Raw genomic sequence first — 18,304 nt, forward strand, 5'->3', positions numbered from 1 at the left:
CGAACTCGGCATCGTTCGCTCGCGCTATGGTGCGATCCGATGAACAACGAACGCAGTCGGCTGATCGGCATCGGCTATCGAATGTTGGGGTCCTACAGCGACGCCGAAGACGCTGCTTCCGAGGCCATGGTCCGGTGGTACCGACTCACCGATGCCGAACGCGACGCCATCGACGTTCCCGCCGCGTGGCTCACCCGCGTCGTCGGCCGGATCTGTCTCGACATGCTCGGCTCGGCCCGCGTTCGCCGCGAGAGCTACGTCGGCCAGTGGTTGCCGGAACCAGTTTCCGGTCTGCACTCGGTGAATTCGACGGCCGCTGACCCTGCCGACCAAATCGCACAACAGGATTCGGTGAATCTAGCCTTACTCGTCGTTCTCGAATCGCTCGGTCCAGCGCAGCGAGTCGCATTCGTCCTGCACGATGCGTTCGCAGTTCCGTTCGACGACATCGCGGCCGTACTCGACCGCTCCCCTGCTGCGTGCCGCCAGCTCGCGACAGCCGCTCGACAACACGTGCACGGCCGCCACCTCACCTCCGCCGACCCCATCGAGCACGATCGCGTCGTCCGCGCCTTCGCGATGGCCTCGGGAGACGGAGACCTTGCCACGCTCGTCTCGTTGCTTGCCCCCGATGTCACCCTGATCAGCGACGGAGGCGGGCGAGTCTCGGCCGCCCGCAATCCTGTTGTGGGCTCCGACCGAGTCGCTCGTTTCGTCCGCGGCATCACCGCCAAGTCCACCGACCTGGAATGGTGCATCGAGTCCGTCAACGGCCTGTCCGGCATCGTGATCCGACGCGGCGGCGGCGTGTTCGGCGTCGTCGGGTTCGACACTACGGACCGGGTGGTGGCCGACATCTGGATCGTGCTCAATCCGGACAAACTCCGACACTGGACCTGACCCCCGCCATACATTCTCCGAGGCTGCATCGTCATACAGTCGAGACCCGCCACTCGGCAGGTCCGACACTCGATCGATGAACAGGTGGAGACGCGATGAAGCTAGCCGTAGCGGGTGGAACAGGAACCGTCGGAGTGCATGTCGTCGAGGTCGCTCGTGAACGCGGACACGACGTGGTCGTGCTGTCGCGATCGGCGGGCATAGATCTCGTGAGCGGCTCAGGACTGTCCGACGCATTGTCCGGCATCGAGGCGGTGATCGACGTCGCGTCGACACAGACGATCTCGGCAAAAGAATCGACGGCGTTCTTCTCCACCGTCACCCGCAACCTACTGACGGCCGAGACCGAGGCCGGTGTCGGTCATCACCTGGCGCTGTCCATTGTGGGAATCGACCGAGCCCCGCACGCGTACTACGCCGGAAAAGTGGAGCAGGAAAGGATTGTTCGCGCCGGAACCGTGCCGTGGACGATTCTTCGAGCCACCCAGTTCCACGAATTCGCCGGCCAGATCCGCGCACAGATGTCGTTCGGTCCGGTGAGCGTCATCCCGAAGATGGTCTCGCAACCGATCGCCGCACGAGAGGTGGCCGAACGGTTGATCGACCTGGCAGAGCAGCCCCCGGCCGGCCGAGTCGCAGACCTCGGTGGACCACGTGAAGAACGCATGGCCGAGATGGTGCGGCGCGACGCCCGGGCCGTCGGTGCCCGAGGCCTGGTGCTCGAGATTCCGATTCCCGGCGCATACGGTCGCGCAATGCGAGACGGAACGCTGGTCACCACAACCGATTCGGATCACGGTCGACAGACCTTCGATCAATGGTTGGCCGTCCGGACGGGCTGAGCCGCATCTTTGCCGAATATCGGACATTTCACCCTTTTTATGGGCCGAAACCGTCCGGAGTCGAAACGGAAGCTCATTTCGCTCCCATGTCTCGAGCGCGAGGACGATGATGACGAACGACCACCATGGACGCTGGTTCACCTCGAAAGCTGGGTCACGCGATGACGCAATCAACCGATCGGTACACCGCCAAAGTTATCGGAGTCACCATTGCCGCTGCCGTCGGCGGCTTCCTGTTCGGGTTCGACTCGTCCGTTGTCAACGGCGCGGTCGATTCCATCCAGGAAAACTTCGCACTGTCGTCGTTCGTCACCGGTTTCGCGGTAGCGATCGCGCTTCTCGGCTGTGCGGTCGGTGCCTGGTTCGCCGGCCGCCTCGCCGACAGCTGGGGCCGCAAGAAGGTGATGTTGCTCGGTTCCGCACTGTTCACGATTTCGTCCGTGGGCTCCGGGTTCGCCTTCAGCGTCCCGGATCTGATGCTCTGGCGAGTGATCGGCGGACTCGGCATCGGCATCGCGTCGGTGATCGCACCGGCGTACATCTCGGAAATCGCGCCGGCTCGCTATCGAGGCGGATTGGCATCGTTGCAACAGCTGGCAATCACCGTCGGCATCTTCGCCGCGCTCCTCTCGGACGCGGTACTGCAGAACGCGGCCGGCGGGCCGTCCAACGATCTGTGGTTCGGTCTGGAAGCCTGGCGATGGATGTTCCTCGTCGGCGTGGCACCTGCTCTCGTCTACGGCTTTCTCGCCACACTGATTCCGGAGTCACCGAGATACCTCGTCGGCAAACACCTCGACGAGGAAGCGGCTCGCATTCTCGGTGAGATCTCCGGAGAAGTGAACCCGAACGAGCGAGTCAAGGAAATCCGTCTGACCTTGCGCCGGGAGTCCACGTCGTCGTTCGGCGACATTCGTGGACCGAAATTCGGTTTGCAACCCATTGTCTGGGTCGGCATCACGATGGCGATCCTGCAACAGTTCGTCGGAATCAACGCCATCTTCTACTACTCGACGACACTGTGGAAGTCGGTCGGATTCAGCGAGAACCAGTCGTTCGTCACCTCGGTCATCACCTCGATCATCAACGTTTCGATGACATTCGTCGCCATCTTGTTCGTCGATCGATTCGGACGTCGAAATCTGCTCATGATCGGCTCGATCGGAATGTTCGTCGGCCTGGTACTCGCGGCCGTCTCGTTCACTCAGGCAGTGGGCAGCGGCGACCAACTGGAGTTGCCGTCGCCATGGGGTCCCGTCGCGCTGGTGGGTGCCAATCTGTTCGTCGTCTTCTTTGCCGCTACCTGGGGACCGATCATGTGGGTGATGCTCGGAGAAATGTTCCCCAACCGAATGCGTGCGGTCGCACTCGGCATCAGTACCGCGGCGAACTGGGTCGCGAATTTCGCCATCACCCTTGCATTCCCGCCACTGTCCGACACCATCGGACTGGGATTCATCTATTCGTTCTTCGCGTTCTTTGCGATCCTGTCGTTCTTCTTCGTCAAGTACAAGATCAAGGAGACCAAGGGTATGGAGCTCGAGGACATGGTGATCTGACATGCCGATGTTCGTCGTCGAGTACGCGTACTCACCCGAAACATCCTCCGGCCGTGACGATCACCGGACCGATCATCGCGCGTGGTTGCGGGAATTGGAGCGTCGCAAGATCCTCAGGTCGTCGAGCCCGCTCGCCGATCACAGCGGCGCAACGATGATCGTCGAAGGTGTGGACAAGGAAAGTGTGGAACGCATGTTCTCACATGACCCGTTCGCAACGGCCCATCTGATCGACCGAGTTCGGGTCAGCGAGTGGGCGACGGGCGCATAGCCCGTCGCCGGCGATCAGAGGCTCTTGGCCCAGTCCGAGACCCGCTGCACGACGTCCTCGCAGGTGAGGCCGAGTTCGTGGTGCAGCTGCTCACGCGACGCGTGATCCAGGAATCGTTGTGGCACACCGAGATCGCGACATGGTGTATCGACGCCTGCCGCGCGCAACGCGGCCGACAGAGTCGAGCCGATTCCGCCGTGCACACCGCTGTCCTCGATGGTCACCACCAACCGGTAGTCCTCGGCCAACTTCAGCAAGGACTCGGGAATCGGGAGCACCCATCGCGGATCGACGACGGCCACCGAGATGCCGTCGTGTCGAAGTTTTTTCGCTGCGTCGAGGGCAAGTGAACCGAACACACCGACCGCGACGATCAGCACATCGCCCGTGGCATCGGCCGGCTCGGCGAGCACGTCGACGATTCCGTCCAGTCGGCGCACCGCCGATACGGTCTCGGTCACCGCTCCCTTCGGGAAGCGCAGTGCAGTAGGCCCGTCGGACGTTGCAATTGCCTCGGCCAACTCCTCCCGCAGAGTGTCGGCATCGCGAGGTGCCGCCACCTTCATCCCCGGGACGATGCCGAGCAGCGACATGTCCCACATGCCGTTGTGACTGGCACCGTCCGCACCGGTGACGCCCGCGCGATCCAGAACCACCGTGACCGGCAGCCCGAGCAACGCCACGTCCATCAGCAACTGATCGAACGCGCGGTTGAGGAAGGTCGAGTAGATGGCGACCACCGGATGCATGCCCCCGAGAGCCAAACCGGCCGCCGACGTCATCGCATGCTGCTCGGCGATACCGACGTCGAAAAGCCGATCGGGAAAGCGAACCCCGAACGCCGCGAGACCAGTGGGCGCGGCCATCGCAGCGGTGATCGCGACGACGTCGTCGTTCTGTTCGCCCTGCTCGATCAATGCCGCCGAGAACACCGAGGTCCAGTCCGGTGCCGACTTCGACCGAGCGAGTCCGGTTGCCGGATCGATGACACCGGTGGCATGCATCTGGTCTGCGACGTCGTTCTCGGCGTGGACGTAGCCCATGCCCTTGCGCGTCACTGCGTGCACGATGACCGGTCCGCCGTAAGCCTTGGCCCGGCGCAGTGCCGATTCCATCGCATGCTGATCGTGGCCGTCGACCGGTCCCAGATATTTGATGCCGAGATCGGTGAACATCACCTGCGGACTGATGGCGTCTTTCACGCCGGCCTTCATGCCGTGGAGCATCCGGTAGGCCGTGGGCCCGACGACGGGGATCTTGCGGACGATGCGGCGCCCGTTGTCGAGGATCTTCTCGTACTCGGGCTGGAGGCGCAGCGCCGCCAGATGATCGGCCAGGCCGCCGATGGTCGGGGCGTACGAGCGTCCGTTGTCGTTGACCACGATGATCAAGGATCGGTCGCGGCCGGCCGCGATGTTGTTGAGTGCTTCCCAGCACATGCCGCCGGTGAGCGCACCATCGCCGACGACGGCAACGACGTGCCGATCGGTCTCGCCCTTGAGCGCGAACGCCTTCGCCAAGCCGTCGGCGTAGGACAGCGAGGCCGACGCGTGCGAGGACTCCACCCAATCGTGTTCGCTCTCGACCCGGGACGGATAGCCCGAGAGGCCGCCCTGTTTGCGCAGCGTGTCGAACAAGCCGGTACGACCGGTCAGCATCTTGTGCACGTAGGCCTGGTGGCCCGTGTCGAAGATGACGGGGTCACGTGGTGAATCGAAGATGCGGTGGATCGCCAGAGTCAGCTCCACCACGCCGAGGTTGGGACCGAGGTGGCCCCCGGTGGCCGATACCTTCTCGACGAGAAACGCACGGATCTCGCGAGCCAATTCGGCCAGCTCCGCGCTACCGAGGTCGCGCAAGTCCTCGGGCGTCTGAATTCGCGCTAGGACACCCAACGAGATCGCTCCCTCCGGCCGGAAAAACACTGGACAATTCAGTCTACGGAGTCGCTGTGCTCGCGCTGCTCCGCCCAGCGTGGTGTCGGTGACACTACCGTCGCCCGTCGGTGTGCCCTGGATCAGCCGCCCCTAACCTCGACGGTGGGCGAATCGGACACCACACATACAGTGACGCCCATGAGCAACGTCGTCGATGCCATCCTGTGCCGCGTTCACGAACTGTGCCGAGACGACACGACCGGACAGGTGGCCGACTACATTCCAGAGCTTGCCGCTGTCACGCCGGACGGCTTCGGAATAGCACTCACTACCACCGACGGTTACGTCTACGAGGTCGGCGACACCCGACTACCTTTCACGATCCAATCGATCTCCAAGCCCTTGACCTACGCGCTGGCTCTGGCCGATCGCGGACTCGATGCCGTCGCGAACAAGATCGATATCGAGCCGTCCGGTGAGCCGTTCAACGAGATCAGCCTCGACCCGGTCACCGAGCGGCCACGCAACCCGATGATCAACGCCGGTGCGATCACATCGGCATCTCTCATCGCCGGCCGTACTCCGCAGGATCGATTCGAGCGAATACGGGCCTCCTACTCACGATATGCAGGCAGGTCTCTGACCTTCAACGATGCCGTCTACCGTTCGGAGGCTCGCACCGGTAACCGGAACCGCGCGATCGGATACATGCTCCGTTCGTTCGACATCATCGAGCAGGACCCGGACGCCGCCGTCGATCTGTACTTTCGTCAGTGCTCGATAGATGTCACCGCGGCGGACCTCGCAATGATGGCGGCAACCATGGCCAACAACGGTGTCAATCCACGCACCAGAGAACGCGCGCTGGCACCTGCTCTGGTCGAACGAGTGTTGTCGGTGATGACCACGTGCGGGATGTACGACGGCGCAGGCGATTGGGTGGCACAGGTGGGAATGCCGGCCAAGAGCGGAGTCGGTGGCGGGATTCTCGCGGTACTGCCCGGCCAGATGGGGATCGCCGTCTACTCGCCGCGGCTCGATTCCCATGGAAACAGCGTGCGCGGGGTCGCCGCATGCCGAGAACTGTCGAGCCGGCTCGAACTGCACTTCCTACACGTCACACGAGCGGCGAAGTCCTCGATCCGGCGTCGATACGTGCTCACCGAGGCACCGTCACGCAAAAGGCGCTCCGACGTCGAACAGGCCACCCTGGCCGCGGTGGGAGATCGCGCGCGAGTGTACGAATTGCACGGTGACCTGCTGTTCTCCGGTGCCGAGACCGCAGTCCGTGAGATCGGAAATCTGGATCGAGAGCTGGACGCACTCGTCATCGACGTCCGCGGCGTCGACGAGGTCAGTGCCATCGCTCGCAGCATGTTCGAGGATCTTCGCCGGGATCTGGCCGAACACGGCTGTGTGGTGTGCCTGGTGGACCCCAGGGCGATCATGGGACACACCACCTCGAGTCTCGACCCGGCCGATCCGGCGGGTCGTGTCTATTCGAGCCTGGGGTCGGCCATCCAGTGGGCCGAGAATCTTCTGCTCGATCGACATTGTGCAGGTCTGCGACAGCCCACCGAGATCACAGCAGCCGAGCACCCGTTGCTCGCAGGACTGTCGGCCGCCCAGTACGAGGCGGTGAGCCCCTATCTCGAGAAGCGGCATTACGCGCGCGGAGACATCATCGTGCATCGCGGCGACGCGGCCGCAGGCCTGTTTCTCGTGCTGCGCGGCGAGGTGACGTCGACGACCGTGTCGGCCGACGGCGGTACGCATCGGATCACGACTCTGTCGCCCGGGATGAGCTTCGGCGAGATGCCGCTGTTGATGGCAGTGCCGTTTCTGCTCGACATGGTGGCGGACACACCGGTCGACCTCGTGGTGGTGTCGGTACCGCACTTCGAGGCGCTGACTCGGGACGCACCCGAGGTCAAGCTTGCCCTCTTGGAGAATCTGGCGACCGGCGCGTACGGCCAGATGGCCGCGGTGATCAGAACGCTCGGGCGGTTCGACATCGGCATCTGACACCGATGGCCGAACCGCCCGAGGCGAACGTGAATCTGTCAGGCACCCAACGTCAGCATCGTGAGCACCTCGGTGGGCTGCGGCGACCCACCAGCGGGCTCGAGGGAGAACGCGAAGTTCGTCGATGCGCCGAGGCCGTCGACCACCGTGCCCGATTCCGACGTGAGCTGATCCTCGCTCACGACGCCGGCCGATCGAGGCGAACCCTCGACGAACCACATCTGATAGACGCGGCCTGGCGGCGGCTGCGGAACCCCGTCGAGAGAAACCACGACAGCGTTCTGCGACAGTGAGTAAGCGACCGTTGCCGAACCCCCACCGGGGAACTCGGCCGAGGTCTGCCGAGCATCCGGTGCAGCGACGATCTGGTCCGCCTGCGACGGCTGGGGATCGTTGCCCATCGTCTGCGTGACGACCACCACGCCACCGACGGCGACGATCACCGCTGCAGCGGCCGACAGCATCGAGTAGCGCCAGGATTTCGAGCGCTCACGCCGATGCCGGTGCAGCGGAGTCACATTCGGAGGTAGCTTCCGAACCGTTGGCTCCTGGTCGCTCGAGGCGACCCGATCGAGTACCGCCCCGCGCAGTCGGTCGGGAGCAGGTGTCGCGTCGACCGCTGCGGCCAACGCCAGAGTCTCCTGAATCTCGGTCACGAGGACGTCGAACTGAGCCCGCGCGGTGTCGTCCACGCGTAGCCGTTCGGTCTCTATGTCGCGTCGTTCGGATTCGGTCGTCGCGTGAAGGGCGTAGACCTCGGCGTCGTCGAGCAGACGTTGCCGTGACGATTCGCTCATTGCGGGATCACCCCCAGGCATGTCTTCAATTTGATCAATCCGTCTCGTATGCGCGATTTGATGGTAGGAACGGCGACCCCGAGCCGCTCCGCAACTTCGCGATAGGTGTAACCGCTGTAGTAAGCCATTCGTACCGACTCGCTCTGCGTATCGGTCAAGGTTTCGAGACAGGCCACCACGGCCTCCGATTCGAGCCTCTGAGTCACCGTCTCGAGCACTTCGTCGTGCTCGGGCGTGTGGCTCACTGCGCCGTACGCCGCCTCACGATCGGTACCCGACTGCTCGCTGCGAACACGATCGACGGCGCGGCGGTGAGCCAGCGTCATGATCCAGGCGAGCGGGCTCCCCTGATTCGGGTCGTAGTTCGGTGCAGCGCGCCAGATCTGGAGGAACACCTCCTGCGCAGTCTCCTCGCTGTATCCCGGGTCGCGAAGCACTCGCAGCACCATGCCGTAGACGCGAGCCGACGTGGCGTCGTACAGCTCTGCGAATGCCGCCCGATCGCCCTGTGCAACCGATGCCATGAGCCGCCGAAGACGGTCGGTCTCTTCTGCTCGCAAATTCTTCAACTGTGGGCTGGGGACAGCGCAGACCGCGCTGTCGTCCGTGTAGCCCTCGGCAGCGTCGGGCGCCTGGTCACGGCCGGCATCCGACGGTCCGGACAACGGCGCGCTCATCGAAAGGTCGTCCCAACAGACGGGTTCATGATCGAGTTCATCGAACACGACACTAGTGGTCATAGTGCTCTCATATCGAAACCTCCGCGTTTTCCCGCCGCGGTACATATTCGGAACAAACCGGCCGGAGGATGGTTCGGGTTCGCAAATTCGTTTGCACCGAGCTGGACCAGGATTCATCCTTGGTGGAGAATCGGACAATCGTGGGTAATCGGGCGATCGGCCCACTGGAGGAGTCGAGACACATGGCGGCCATCGAGACACACGGTCTGGTCAAACGATTCGGGGCGAACATCGCTGTCGACGGCGTCGATCTGTCCATCCCGTCCGGTGGGGTCTACGGCGTCCTCGGGCCCAACGGTGCAGGCAAGACCACAACCATCAGAATGCTGGCCACCCTGCTACCGATCGACGGGGGTAGCGCACGCGTGTTGGGGCACGATGTGGCGAGCGAACCCGAGGCCGTCCGGCAGAAGGTCGCTCTGACAGGCCAATTCGCCTCGTTGGACGAGGATCTGACCGGTACGGAAAATCTGGTTCTGCTTGCCCGATTGCTCGGCTACTCACGGCCCGCTGCCCGGTCGCGGTCCGAGCAGTTGCTCGCCGCGTTCGACATCGCCGACGCCGGGCCGAGGCAGGTCAAGACTTACTCCGGCGGAATGCGCCGACGTATCGACATCGCCGCCAGCATCATCGTCACTCCCGAGCTGATCTTTCTGGACGAACCCACCACCGGACTCGATCCGCGCAGCCGAAACCATGTGTGGGAGATCATCCGTGCCTTGGTGGCGGGCGGGACGACAGTGCTTCTGACAACCCAGTATCTCGACGAAGCCGATCAATTGGCCGGGCGTGTCGCGGTTATCGACCACGGCAAAGTCATCGCGGAAGGTACGACGGGCGAGTTGAAAGCATCGGTGGGATCGAACTCGTTGCACCTCCGGGTTCTCGACGCGGCGCAACGAACTGCGGCTGCGCGGATCCTGCACGATCTGCTCGGCGGCACTGTCACGGAGGATCCGGATCCGTCGACCGTCACGGCGCGTCTCGACAACCCGGCACAGGCCGCGCCCGTGCTGCCCGCACTCGAGACAGCGGGAATCTCGATCGCGTCCTTCACCCTCGGCCAGCCGAGCTTGGACGAGGTGTTCCTGGCGCTGACAGGGCATGAGGCGGGAGTGGAGCCTGCAGGAACGACCGACTTGTCCGCATCCGACCGAGAGGTGGCGTCATGACTGCCGAAGCCCAACAGTCGACGCCGCAGGCCTCGACCATCATCGATGTGCTCGGCGCTGCCGGACCTCGTCCCCCGCGGCCCTCGTCGCTGTCCACGTCGTTGAGTTTCGGGTGGCGGGCGCTGCTCAAGATCAAGCACGTGCCCGAGCAACTGTTCGACGTGACGGCCTTCCCGATCATGTTCACGCTGCTGTTCACGTACTTGTTCGGCGGCGCACTGGCCGGGTCGACCGACGCGTACATCCAGTTTCTGCTTCCGGGCATTCTGGTGCAGACCGTGGTGATGATCACGATGTACACGGGTGTGACGATGAACAAGGACATCGAGAAGGGGGTGTTCGATCGTTTTCGGTCGCTGCCCATCTGGCGTCCGTCGCCGTTGGTCGGCGCGCTGCTCGGAGACGTGGTCCGCTACACGCTCGCGTCGGTGATCGTGCTGATTCTGGGCTTGGTCCTCGGGTTCAGACCGCAGGGTGGCCTCGTCGGCGTCGTGGCTTCGATAGTTCTGCTGCTGGTGTTTTCGTTCTGCCTTTCCTGGATCTGGACGATGATCGCCATGATCGTGCGCACCGAGGCCGCAGTAATGGGTGTGTCGATGTTCATCCTGTTCCCGCTGACATTCGCGAGCAACATCTTCGTCGACCCCAACACCATGCCCGGTTGGCTGCGTGCCTTCGTCGACGTCAACCCGGTCAGCTTCTTGGTGACGTCTCTCCGCGGTCTGATGCAGGGCGACGTCGACACCGGCCAGTTGGGAGTGACGCTGGTGCTGTGTGTTGTTCTACTGGCGGTGTTCGGACCGATCACGATGCGGCTGTACAACCGAAAGTCCTAGCGCCGCAGTTCGATACCACGGCAGTTCGATATCTCTGCTCATCGGGACGCTGCCCATCAGGACGCTGCGCGCGCTCGATGCCGGCGCACCGCGTCGCGATTGGAACACACCGTTCCGCAGTATCGCTGCGTGCCGGTTCGCGACGTGTCCGCAAAAGCGAGCGAGCAGTCGGCCGCAGCGCAGCGAGCAAGGCGGGACATGCCGCGTCCCGTCAGATGCAACGCGGTGCCGACGCTCACCAGAGCCCGGATGACGCCGCCCAGGGCGATATCGGGATCGCGATAGTGCATGTGCCACCCGTCCCCTGCGTGGTCGGTCAACCTCGGGTACGCCGCCGCTCGAGCCAACAGGATGTTGAGCGCCTGGGCCCGCTCGTTCTCGGTGTCGGCGTCCACGACACGCGCCCACTGATCCAGGAAGTCGAGTGTGTCGGTCAGATCGGCATCGGTGGCCGTCCAATCGGGAACCAGGCCGGCATCGATGCAGCGCTCGCTCAGTTCGGTCGCCGAGGTGGGCGGCGTATTGAGCAGACCGATGCCGAGTTTCACCGCGTATTCACCGTAAGGGTTGATATGCACAAGACCATTACATCACAGTGGGTGTATGCACACCGAACACACCTGGACAACTCATTCCACCCACCACACGAGCGAGGGGCTCGTCGGATACCAGGGCTGCCCCTGCGGAGCCCAACGCATCGTGTCGGTACCCACCGAGACCTTCGCCCCACTCGCCGAGGTTGCTCGTCGCGCCTGACCGATCACTGCAGGGTGCGAGCCACCTCGGGCACCACGGTGTCCAGGGCATAACCGATCGACAGTGCCGAGTTGGTCGAGTAGGACTTCGCGACAACTGGGTCGTCGAACACGATGGACCGTCCATCCGCCACCGCCGGAATCCGTTGGAACAAGGGATTGTCGGTCACCTCCGACGGCGACTTCTCGATCGGAAACACCACGAGCAGATCGGCATCGAGGAGATCGAGCTCCTCCCCCGACACCGGAACCGAAAACCCTTTCGGCACCAGCGCATCGATCGTCGGGCTGGTCACGAACCCGAGCTTCTTCATGAACTCGAGACGACTGTTGGACGAGATGTACGCTCCGAACCCGGTACCGCTGTAAGCACCCACGACGACCGTTTTGTCGACGAACTCGGGATGGGCAGCAGCAGCGGCTCGAAAACGATCGGAGATCCCGACCAGCAGAGCCTCGCCGTCCTCATGCCGACCGAGAGCGGCCGCCACCATGGTGACCTGCTGCTCGAGCGAGGTCAGATAGTTGTCCGACCCCTCGGGCACACCGACGGTAGGCGCGATGGCCGACAACGTCGCAAATCGTTCGGGGTCACCTGAGCTCTTCGTATCCAGAATCAGATCCGGTGCCAGTGCCGCGACCTGTTCGTAGGACGGCTCCTGGGTTCCGATGATCTGCGGCGGTGCGTCGTAGAGACCAGTGGCCCAGGGGCCGACGCCGTCACCGCCGAACGCCAACCAATCGCTCGCACCGACCGGTGAGACTCCCAGCGCCAACGCAGTTTCGGCGTCGCCCCACCCGAGCGCCACGACGCGCTGCGGTGCACTGTCGATGGTCACCGCGCCGAACTTCGTCTCGACCGTGGCGGGGAACGCCGCTCCGGACCCACCCGACTCGCCTGACGGGTCGGGTGTCTCGCCCGAGCCCGAGCTACACGACACGACGGCCGTCACGGACAAGACCAGGACGAGGCCTGCGACAATCGAGCTGCGAATTCTCACACCGGAGACGCTACGACACCTGCGATTCCTTTGGTAAGCCAACCCTACTTTCTAACGAGGCGTCCGATGCACTCCACGTGACTGGTCAGAGGAAACGCGTCGAAGGCGCGCATGTCGGTGAGCTCGTATCCCGCAGCCTGGTAAAGACTCACATCTCGCGCGAACGACGCGGGATCACAGCCGACATGCACCACCGAACGAGGACCTCGGGCGGCGAGGGCGTCGATCACGTCGCGTCCGGCTCCTGCGCGAGGTGGATCGAGCACCACTACCGCCACCGGCTCGGCCAACGCATCCATCGAACGCTCGACGCGTCCCGGCACGAATGAGACCTGAGCGAGGTCGGCCAGCGCCGAACGCCCGTCCTCGGCCGCGCGGCGGGAGAACTCGACGCTGGTCACGTGTCCTTCCGGCCCTACCCCGGCGGCGAGAGATGCCGCGAACACCCCGACACCGCCGTACAGATCCCACGCGCCGTCACCCGGGGACGCGTCCGCCCATTCCGTCACCACGTCGGTGTAGACCTGGGCAGCACCTCGATGGGCTTGCCAGAAGCCGGTGGCGTCGAGGGTCCAGGCCCTGCCCGAGACGTATTCCGTCACCCGACCCGACCCGATCACGGCCTTCTCCGCCCGCGCCCGAGACGACGCTGCCCGACGGGCCGATGCCCCGCGTCGACCCGGAGATCTGCGCCCGGTAGTCGACAGCTGAGCCGGAGCGATCTCCACGACGTGCCGCGTACCGGCTCCGTCGAGCACCACTTGCAGTTCGGCACCCGGCCGCCACTGCTGGTCCGACAATCCCTCGAACGCTACGGAATCCATTTGCGGACAAGATAATTCGTTGACGATCGAGCTACTGCGATAGCGGTGGTAGCCGGGACGCCCGCTGGAATCGACGGCGAGTCGAACGCGGGTTCGCCACCCGGTGCCGTCGCCGGTTCCCGGTAATTCCTCGACGCGCACCTCACGCTCGACTCCAGCGACGCGTCGAAGTTGCTCGGCGACGACGAACGACTTCAATCGACGACCTGCATCGGCGGTCGTGTGGGAGTAATCGCAGCATCCGGAGCCGCCCGGCCCGGCGATGGGACACCGCGTGTCCACCCGGTCCACGGACGCCGACAGGATCTCCACGGCATCGGCTCGGCAGAACGATCCGCCTCGGTCCTCTGTCACCCGGGCCACCACCCGCTCGCCGGGCAGCCCGTGACGCACGAACACGACTCGTCCTTCGTGGCGCGCCACACAGAAGCCACCGTGTCCCGGCGCACCGAGTTCGACCTCGAGCAGAAGGCCGAACCAGCTCTCGGTCACTTGCCCGCCGGGGGCTCGTAGCCGCGACGCGACGCACCCGGTGCGTTGCCGAGCACCTCGCGCTTGGCCTTCTCGGACGACCGCAACTGCCAGGGCACGCTGGTGACCATCACTCCCGGTTGAAACAGCAGTCGGGACTTCAGTCGTAACGCGCTCTGGTTGTGCAGAACCTGCTCCCACCAGTGGCCCACGACGTATTCGGGGATGAACACGGTGACGACGTCACGCGGTGAGTCGCGTCGAACACGCTTGACGTAGTCCAGAACCGGCTTGGTCACCTCTCGATAGGGCGACTCGACGACCTTGAGCGGCACCGACACGTCGCTGGCCTCCCATTCGCGCACCAGCGCGCGGGTGTCGGCCTCGTCGACGTTGACGGTCACTGCTTCGAGGGTGTCGGGCCTGGTCGCCCGCGCATATGCCAACGCGCGCAGCGTCGGCATGTGCAGTTTCGACACCAACACGATGGAGTGCGTTCGGCTGGGCAGCACTCCGTCCCATTCCTCGTTCTCGAGCTCGCGCGCCACGGTGTCGTAGTGCTTCCTGATCATCCGCATCAGGATGAAGATCGCCACCATGGCGACGATCGCGATCCAAGCGCCTGCGGCGAACTTGGTGATCAACACGATCACGAGCACCGTGGCCGTCATCGCAAGACCGACACTGTTGACCACTCGCGAACGCTGCATCTTGCGGCGCTGCTCGCCGTCGGTCTCGGATCGGAGCAACCGGGTCCAGTGTCGGATCATGCCGGTCTGGCTCAGCGTGAAGGAGACGAACACCCCGACGATGTAGAGCTGAATGAGCTTGGTGACCTCGGCACCGAACACGACGACGAAGACGATCGCAGCGCCGGAGAGAAAGAGGATGCCGTTGCTGAAGGCAAGACGGTCACCGCGAGTGTGCAGCTGCCTCGGTAGGTACCGGTCCTGGGCCAGAACCGAACCGAGAACGGGAAAACCGTTGAACGCAGTGTTGGCCGCAAGTACCAGGATGAGGGCCGTGACGGTCGTGATGAAGAAGAAGCCGACGGGGAACCCGCTGAACACCGCCTCCGCGAGCTGCGCGATCAACGTCTTCTGCTGGTACCCCTCCGGCGCACCGATCAGCTGAATATCGGGATCCATGGCGTACTTGATGCCGATCTTCTGTGCGAGCACGATGATGCCCATCAGCAATGTGATGCCGATGGCACCGAGCAGCAACAGTGTGGTCGCAGCGTTACGCGACTTCGGCTTCTCGAATGCGGGCACACCGTTGCTGATGGCCTCCACCCCGGTCAGCGCCGCACAACCGGACGAGAAGGCGCGCGCGATGAGGAACGCGAAGGCAATTCCGTACAGGTGCGAATCCTCTGCCTTCAGATCGAAGGTTGCCGATTCTGCATGAATGTCGTCGCCGAGCACGTAGACCCGGAACAGGCCGTACGCCAACATCAGGAACATGCCACCCATGAAGGCGTAGGTCGGGATCGCGAACGCAGCCCCGGACTCCCGGATGCCCCGCAGGTTGATCGAGGTGATGAAGACGATGGCCACCACGGCGAAGAGCACTTTGTGTTGGGCTACGAAGGGCACCGCCGACCCGATGTTCGACGCGGCCGCCGAGATCGACACCGCCACGGTCAGGACGTAGTCGACCAGCAGCGCGCTGCCGACCGTCAGACCGGCGGCCGGCCCGAGATTGGTGGTCGCCACCTCGTAGTCACCGCCGCCGGACGGGTAGGCGTGCACGTTCTGCCGGTAGCTGGCCACCACCACGGCCATCACCACGCACACGGCGAGACCGATCCACGGAGTGAACGTGAGCGCCGAAATACCCGCCACCGACAGCACCAGGAAGATCTCCTCGGGGGCATAGGCCACCGACGACATGGCGTCCGAGGCGAACACCGGCAACGCGATTCGCTTGGGAAGCAATGTATGACCGAGCTTGTCGCTACGGAACGGCTTACCGAGCACTAGCCGCTTGGCGGCAGTCGAGACCTTGGACACGGACAGAAGCGTAGGCCGTCCGCCTGCGGACGTCTCAACCACGCGCCTGAAACTGCGTCGGAGCCCACCCTCGGTCGATCCCGGAGACGAATCCCCGATACGTTGGTGCACGCCTGCCCGTAGTGGCAGTGTCGGTCCGGCAGTGGTCGACAATCGAGATCGGGACGGAGCTGGGCGTTGTACGTAGTTGTGATGGGATGTGGCCGCGTCGGCGCATCGCTGGCCGGTGCGCTCGAACGCATCGGCCACGAGGTAGCGATCATCGATCGCGACGAGGCAGCCTTTCTGCGCCTCGATCCCGACTTCGGCGGACACCGTGTCGTCGGCATGGGATTCGACCGAGATGTGTTGGTGAGTGCGGGAATCGAGAAGGCCGAGGCATTCGCCGCCGTCTCCTCCGGCGACAACTCCAACATCATCTCTGCCCGCGTCGCACGCGAGACCTTCGGAGTCGACAAAGTGGTGGCGAGAATCTACGACGCCAAACGCGCCGCCGTCTACGAACGCCTCGGTATCCCGACCGTGGCCACGGTCCCCTGGGCGACCGACCGATTTCTGCACAACCTGCTACGTGACGATCCGACCACCAAATGGCGCGATCCGTCCGGCAGCGTGGCCGTCGTCCTGCTCGACTTCAACGATGCCTGGATCGGCAAGAAGCTCTCGGTCCTCGAAGAGGCGACACGTTCGCGGGCGGCCTTCGTCATCCGATTCGGCGTCGGGTTGCTACCGGACAAACGCACCGTGATCCAGGCCGGCGACGAGGTGTACGTCGCCGCCGTCTCGGGCACCGTCGCCGAAGCCATCGCGCTGGCGGGCAACCCCCCTCCGTCGGACGACTGATGCACGACCGCACGTTCCCCACCTCCCCCATCGACCCGAACGGGAAGCCATGAAAGTCGCCATCGCCGGTGCCGGCGCAGTCGGCAGATCCATCGCACGTGAGCTGATCCGCAGCGAACACGACGTGATGCTCCTCGAACGCAAGCTCGACCACGTCGATCAGGCCGCGGTGCCGGAAGCCGAATGGGTGCTGGCCGACGCATGCGAGCTCAGCCTGCTCGAAGCTGCTCATCTCGAAAACTACGACGTGGTGATCGCCGCCACCGGCGACGACAAGGCCAACCTGGTGCTCAGTCTCCTGGCCAAAACCGAATTCGGTGTCGATCGTGTGGTGGCCCGAGTCAACGACCCACGTAACGAGTGGCTGTTCGACTCCGCGTGGGGTGTCGACGTCGCGGTATCGACGCCGCGCATGCTCGCGTCGTTGGTAGAAGAGGCGGTCTCGGTCGGGGACCTCGTCCATCTGATGACGTTCCGCAAAGGCCAGGCCAACCTCGTCGAGATCACGCTGCCCGAGAACACTCCACTCGCGGGAAAGCCGGTCCGAAAGCTTCAATTGCCCAGGGACGCCGCCCTGGTGACGATTCTGCGCGGCGGCCGAGTGATCGTGCCGCAGCACGACGATCCGCTCGAGGGCGGCGACGAACTACTGTTCGTCGCGGCGAAAGAAGTAGAGAACGAACTACGAGCTGCGGTCGGCCTGATCTGACGGCAATGCTCCGTCGGTCCGATCCGCACTCGACGCGACCTCCAGCGTGTGATCGGCCCGACGCACGGCCCAGAGCGTGACCAGTAGCGCCACGCCGGTGAGCGGCCAACCCATGCCGATTCGTGCAACGGCCAGCCAGCCGGTCTGATCCGAGTCGTAGAGCTGCGACTGGACGACGTACCTGGCGGCGAACACTGCCGCCCATGCGATCGTCGCCACGTCGTAGAAGCGCACGGCCGATCGGTTGTGACGCCACGCCGTTCCCTTGCCGTTGAGGTAACCCCAGATGACTCCGACCAGCGGCCAGCGCGCGAGTACCGACAACACGAACGCTCCGCCGTAGACCAGCGAGGTGTAGATGCCGAACAGGAAGTAGCCTTTGGCATCCCCGGTGCGGTACGCGATGAACGCGCAGATACCGACACCGAAGAATCCCGAAATCGCAGGCTGAATGGGACTGCGCTGAACCAGACGCCACACCAGAACCGCAGCGGCCACGCCGAGTGCGGACCACAGGGCGACGGCCAGGCCGAAGAAACTGTTGGCCGGAACGAAAACGATGACCGGCAACGTGGAATAGACGAGCCCGCTCAGACCACCGAGCTGTTCGAGAACGGTGGGAGCCACCTTCTCGACACTGTCCGGTGTGGGCGCATCGGTCGCAGGT

At 64.1% G+C, this 18,304-nt stretch carries 18 protein-coding genes; 10 read left to right on the forward strand and 8 right to left on the reverse strand.

Annotation, left to right across the window (positions count from 1 at the left end; all coding sequences use genetic code 11):
• The first annotated feature begins 39 nt into the window (after nt 1-39).
• The 4 genes from sigJ (at nt 40) to CH305_RS22995 (ending at nt 3,572) form a co-directional block, all read left to right on the forward strand.
• Nucleotides 40-900, forward strand: a complete 861-nt coding sequence (gene sigJ / locus CH305_RS22980) for an RNA polymerase sigma factor SigJ (protein ID WP_094704961.1) — start codon at nt 40-42, stop codon at nt 898-900.
• Nucleotides 901-995: 95 nt separating this feature from the next.
• Nucleotides 996-1,742: an SDR family oxidoreductase gene (locus CH305_RS22985; RefSeq protein WP_094704962.1), complete on the forward strand. Its 747-nt coding sequence runs from the start codon at nt 996-998 to the stop codon at nt 1,740-1,742.
• 161 nt (nt 1,743-1,903) lie between these two features.
• A complete protein-coding gene (locus CH305_RS22990; RefSeq protein ID WP_037153145.1) occupies nt 1,904-3,301 on the forward strand; it encodes a sugar porter family MFS transporter in 1,398 nt (465 codons plus the stop codon).
• Between the two features lies 1 nt (nt 3,302).
• Complete coding sequence (locus CH305_RS22995; protein WP_032403302.1) at nt 3,303-3,572, forward strand: YciI family protein; 270 nt, start codon at nt 3,303-3,305, stop codon at nt 3,570-3,572.
• Nucleotides 3,573-3,586: 14 nt separating this feature from the next.
• On the opposite strand, the gene dxs is transcribed toward CH305_RS22995, so the two are convergent.
• Nucleotides 3,587-5,467 (reverse strand): 1-deoxy-D-xylulose-5-phosphate synthase, encoded by a 1,881-nt coding sequence (gene dxs / locus CH305_RS23000; RefSeq protein WP_037153264.1) that lies wholly within the window; start codon nt 5,465-5,467, stop codon nt 3,587-3,589.
• 180 nt (nt 5,468-5,647) lie between these two features.
• Here dxs and glsA point away from each other — a divergent pair, with 180 nt between their 5' ends.
• The gene (gene glsA, locus CH305_RS23005) at nt 5,648-7,474 is read left to right on the forward strand and encodes a glutaminase A (protein WP_094704963.1); all 1,827 of its coding nucleotides are present in this window, start codon (nt 5,648-5,650) and stop codon (nt 7,472-7,474) included.
• A 38-nt stretch (nt 7,475-7,512) separates the two neighbouring features.
• On the opposite strand, the gene CH305_RS23010 is transcribed toward glsA, so the two are convergent.
• Together CH305_RS23010 and CH305_RS23015 are read right to left on the reverse strand one after the other, a co-directional pair.
• A complete protein-coding gene (locus CH305_RS23010; protein ID WP_094704964.1) occupies nt 7,513-8,271 on the reverse strand; it encodes an anti-sigma factor domain-containing protein in 759 nt (252 codons plus the stop codon).
• Complete coding sequence (locus CH305_RS23015; protein WP_371828266.1) at nt 8,268-8,948, reverse strand: sigma-70 family RNA polymerase sigma factor; 681 nt, start codon at nt 8,946-8,948, stop codon at nt 8,268-8,270. Before CH305_RS23015 ends, CH305_RS23010 begins: the two co-directional genes overlap by 4 nt.
• A 245-nt stretch (nt 8,949-9,193) precedes the next feature.
• Between CH305_RS23015 and CH305_RS23020 the strand changes: the two genes are divergently transcribed.
• Nucleotides 9,194-10,183, forward strand: coding sequence for a daunorubicin resistance protein DrrA family ABC transporter ATP-binding protein (locus CH305_RS23020; protein ID WP_032403644.1), 990 nt, complete (start codon nt 9,194-9,196; stop codon nt 10,181-10,183).
• Entirely contained in the window at nt 10,180-11,019 is an 840-nt protein-coding gene (locus tag CH305_RS23025; protein ID WP_037153133.1) for an ABC transporter permease, read from the forward strand. The genes CH305_RS23020 and CH305_RS23025 overlap by 4 nt, the downstream gene beginning before the upstream one ends.
• 56 nt (nt 11,020-11,075) lie before the next feature.
• Here the strand turns inward: CH305_RS23025 and CH305_RS23030 are convergent, their stop codons facing one another.
• The gene (locus CH305_RS23030) at nt 11,076-11,597 is read right to left on the reverse strand and encodes a CGNR zinc finger domain-containing protein (RefSeq protein ID WP_176458323.1); all 522 of its coding nucleotides are present in this window, start codon (nt 11,595-11,597) and stop codon (nt 11,076-11,078) included.
• A gap of 25 nt (nt 11,598-11,622) precedes the next feature.
• On the opposite strand from CH305_RS23030, the gene CH305_RS29185 reads away from it, so the two are divergent.
• On the forward strand, nt 11,623-11,775 hold the full coding sequence (locus tag CH305_RS29185) for a hypothetical protein (protein ID WP_165430216.1): 153 nt from the start codon (nt 11,623-11,625) through the stop codon (nt 11,773-11,775).
• 4 nt (nt 11,776-11,779) lie between these two features.
• Here the strand turns inward: CH305_RS29185 and CH305_RS23035 are convergent, their stop codons facing one another.
• The 3 genes from CH305_RS23035 to CH305_RS23045 are packed head-to-tail and all read right to left on the reverse strand — an operon-like array spanning nt 11,780 to nt 16,085.
• On the reverse strand, nt 11,780-12,775 hold the full coding sequence (locus CH305_RS23035; RefSeq protein ID WP_255182747.1) for an iron-siderophore ABC transporter substrate-binding protein: 996 nt from the start codon (nt 12,773-12,775) through the stop codon (nt 11,780-11,782).
• Between the two features lie 44 nt (nt 12,776-12,819).
• Entirely contained in the window at nt 12,820-14,091 is a 1,272-nt protein-coding gene (locus CH305_RS23040; RefSeq protein ID WP_094610473.1) for a class I SAM-dependent RNA methyltransferase, read from the reverse strand.
• A complete protein-coding gene (locus CH305_RS23045; RefSeq protein WP_032403643.1) occupies nt 14,088-16,085 on the reverse strand; it encodes an APC family permease in 1,998 nt (665 codons plus the stop codon). The genes CH305_RS23040 and CH305_RS23045 overlap by 4 nt, the downstream gene beginning before the upstream one ends.
• A gap of 177 nt (nt 16,086-16,262) precedes the next feature.
• On the opposite strand from CH305_RS23045, the gene CH305_RS23050 reads away from it, so the two are divergent.
• Together CH305_RS23050 and CH305_RS23055 are read left to right on the forward strand one after the other, a co-directional pair.
• Nucleotides 16,263-16,928 (forward strand): TrkA family potassium uptake protein, encoded by a 666-nt coding sequence (locus CH305_RS23050; protein WP_032403642.1) that lies wholly within the window; start codon nt 16,263-16,265, stop codon nt 16,926-16,928.
• 49 nt (nt 16,929-16,977) lie between these two features.
• Nucleotides 16,978-17,637 carry a TrkA family potassium uptake protein gene (locus CH305_RS23055; protein ID WP_032377739.1) on the forward strand — a complete coding sequence of 220 codons (660 nt, stop codon included), beginning with the start codon at nt 16,978-16,980 and terminating at the stop codon, nt 17,635-17,637.
• Here the strand turns inward: CH305_RS23055 and CH305_RS23060 are convergent.
• On the reverse strand, nt 17,611-18,264 hold the full coding sequence (locus CH305_RS23060; protein WP_052058637.1) for a DUF3159 domain-containing protein: 654 nt from the start codon (nt 18,262-18,264) through the stop codon (nt 17,611-17,613). The two genes, CH305_RS23055 and CH305_RS23060, sit on opposite strands and share 27 nt — an antisense overlap.
• Nucleotides 18,265-18,304: the final 40 nt, after the last annotated feature.

The organism is Rhodococcus sp. 15-649-2-2 (assembly GCF_002258645.1).
Taxonomy (GTDB): Bacteria; Actinomycetota; Actinomycetes; order Mycobacteriales; family Mycobacteriaceae; genus Rhodococcoides.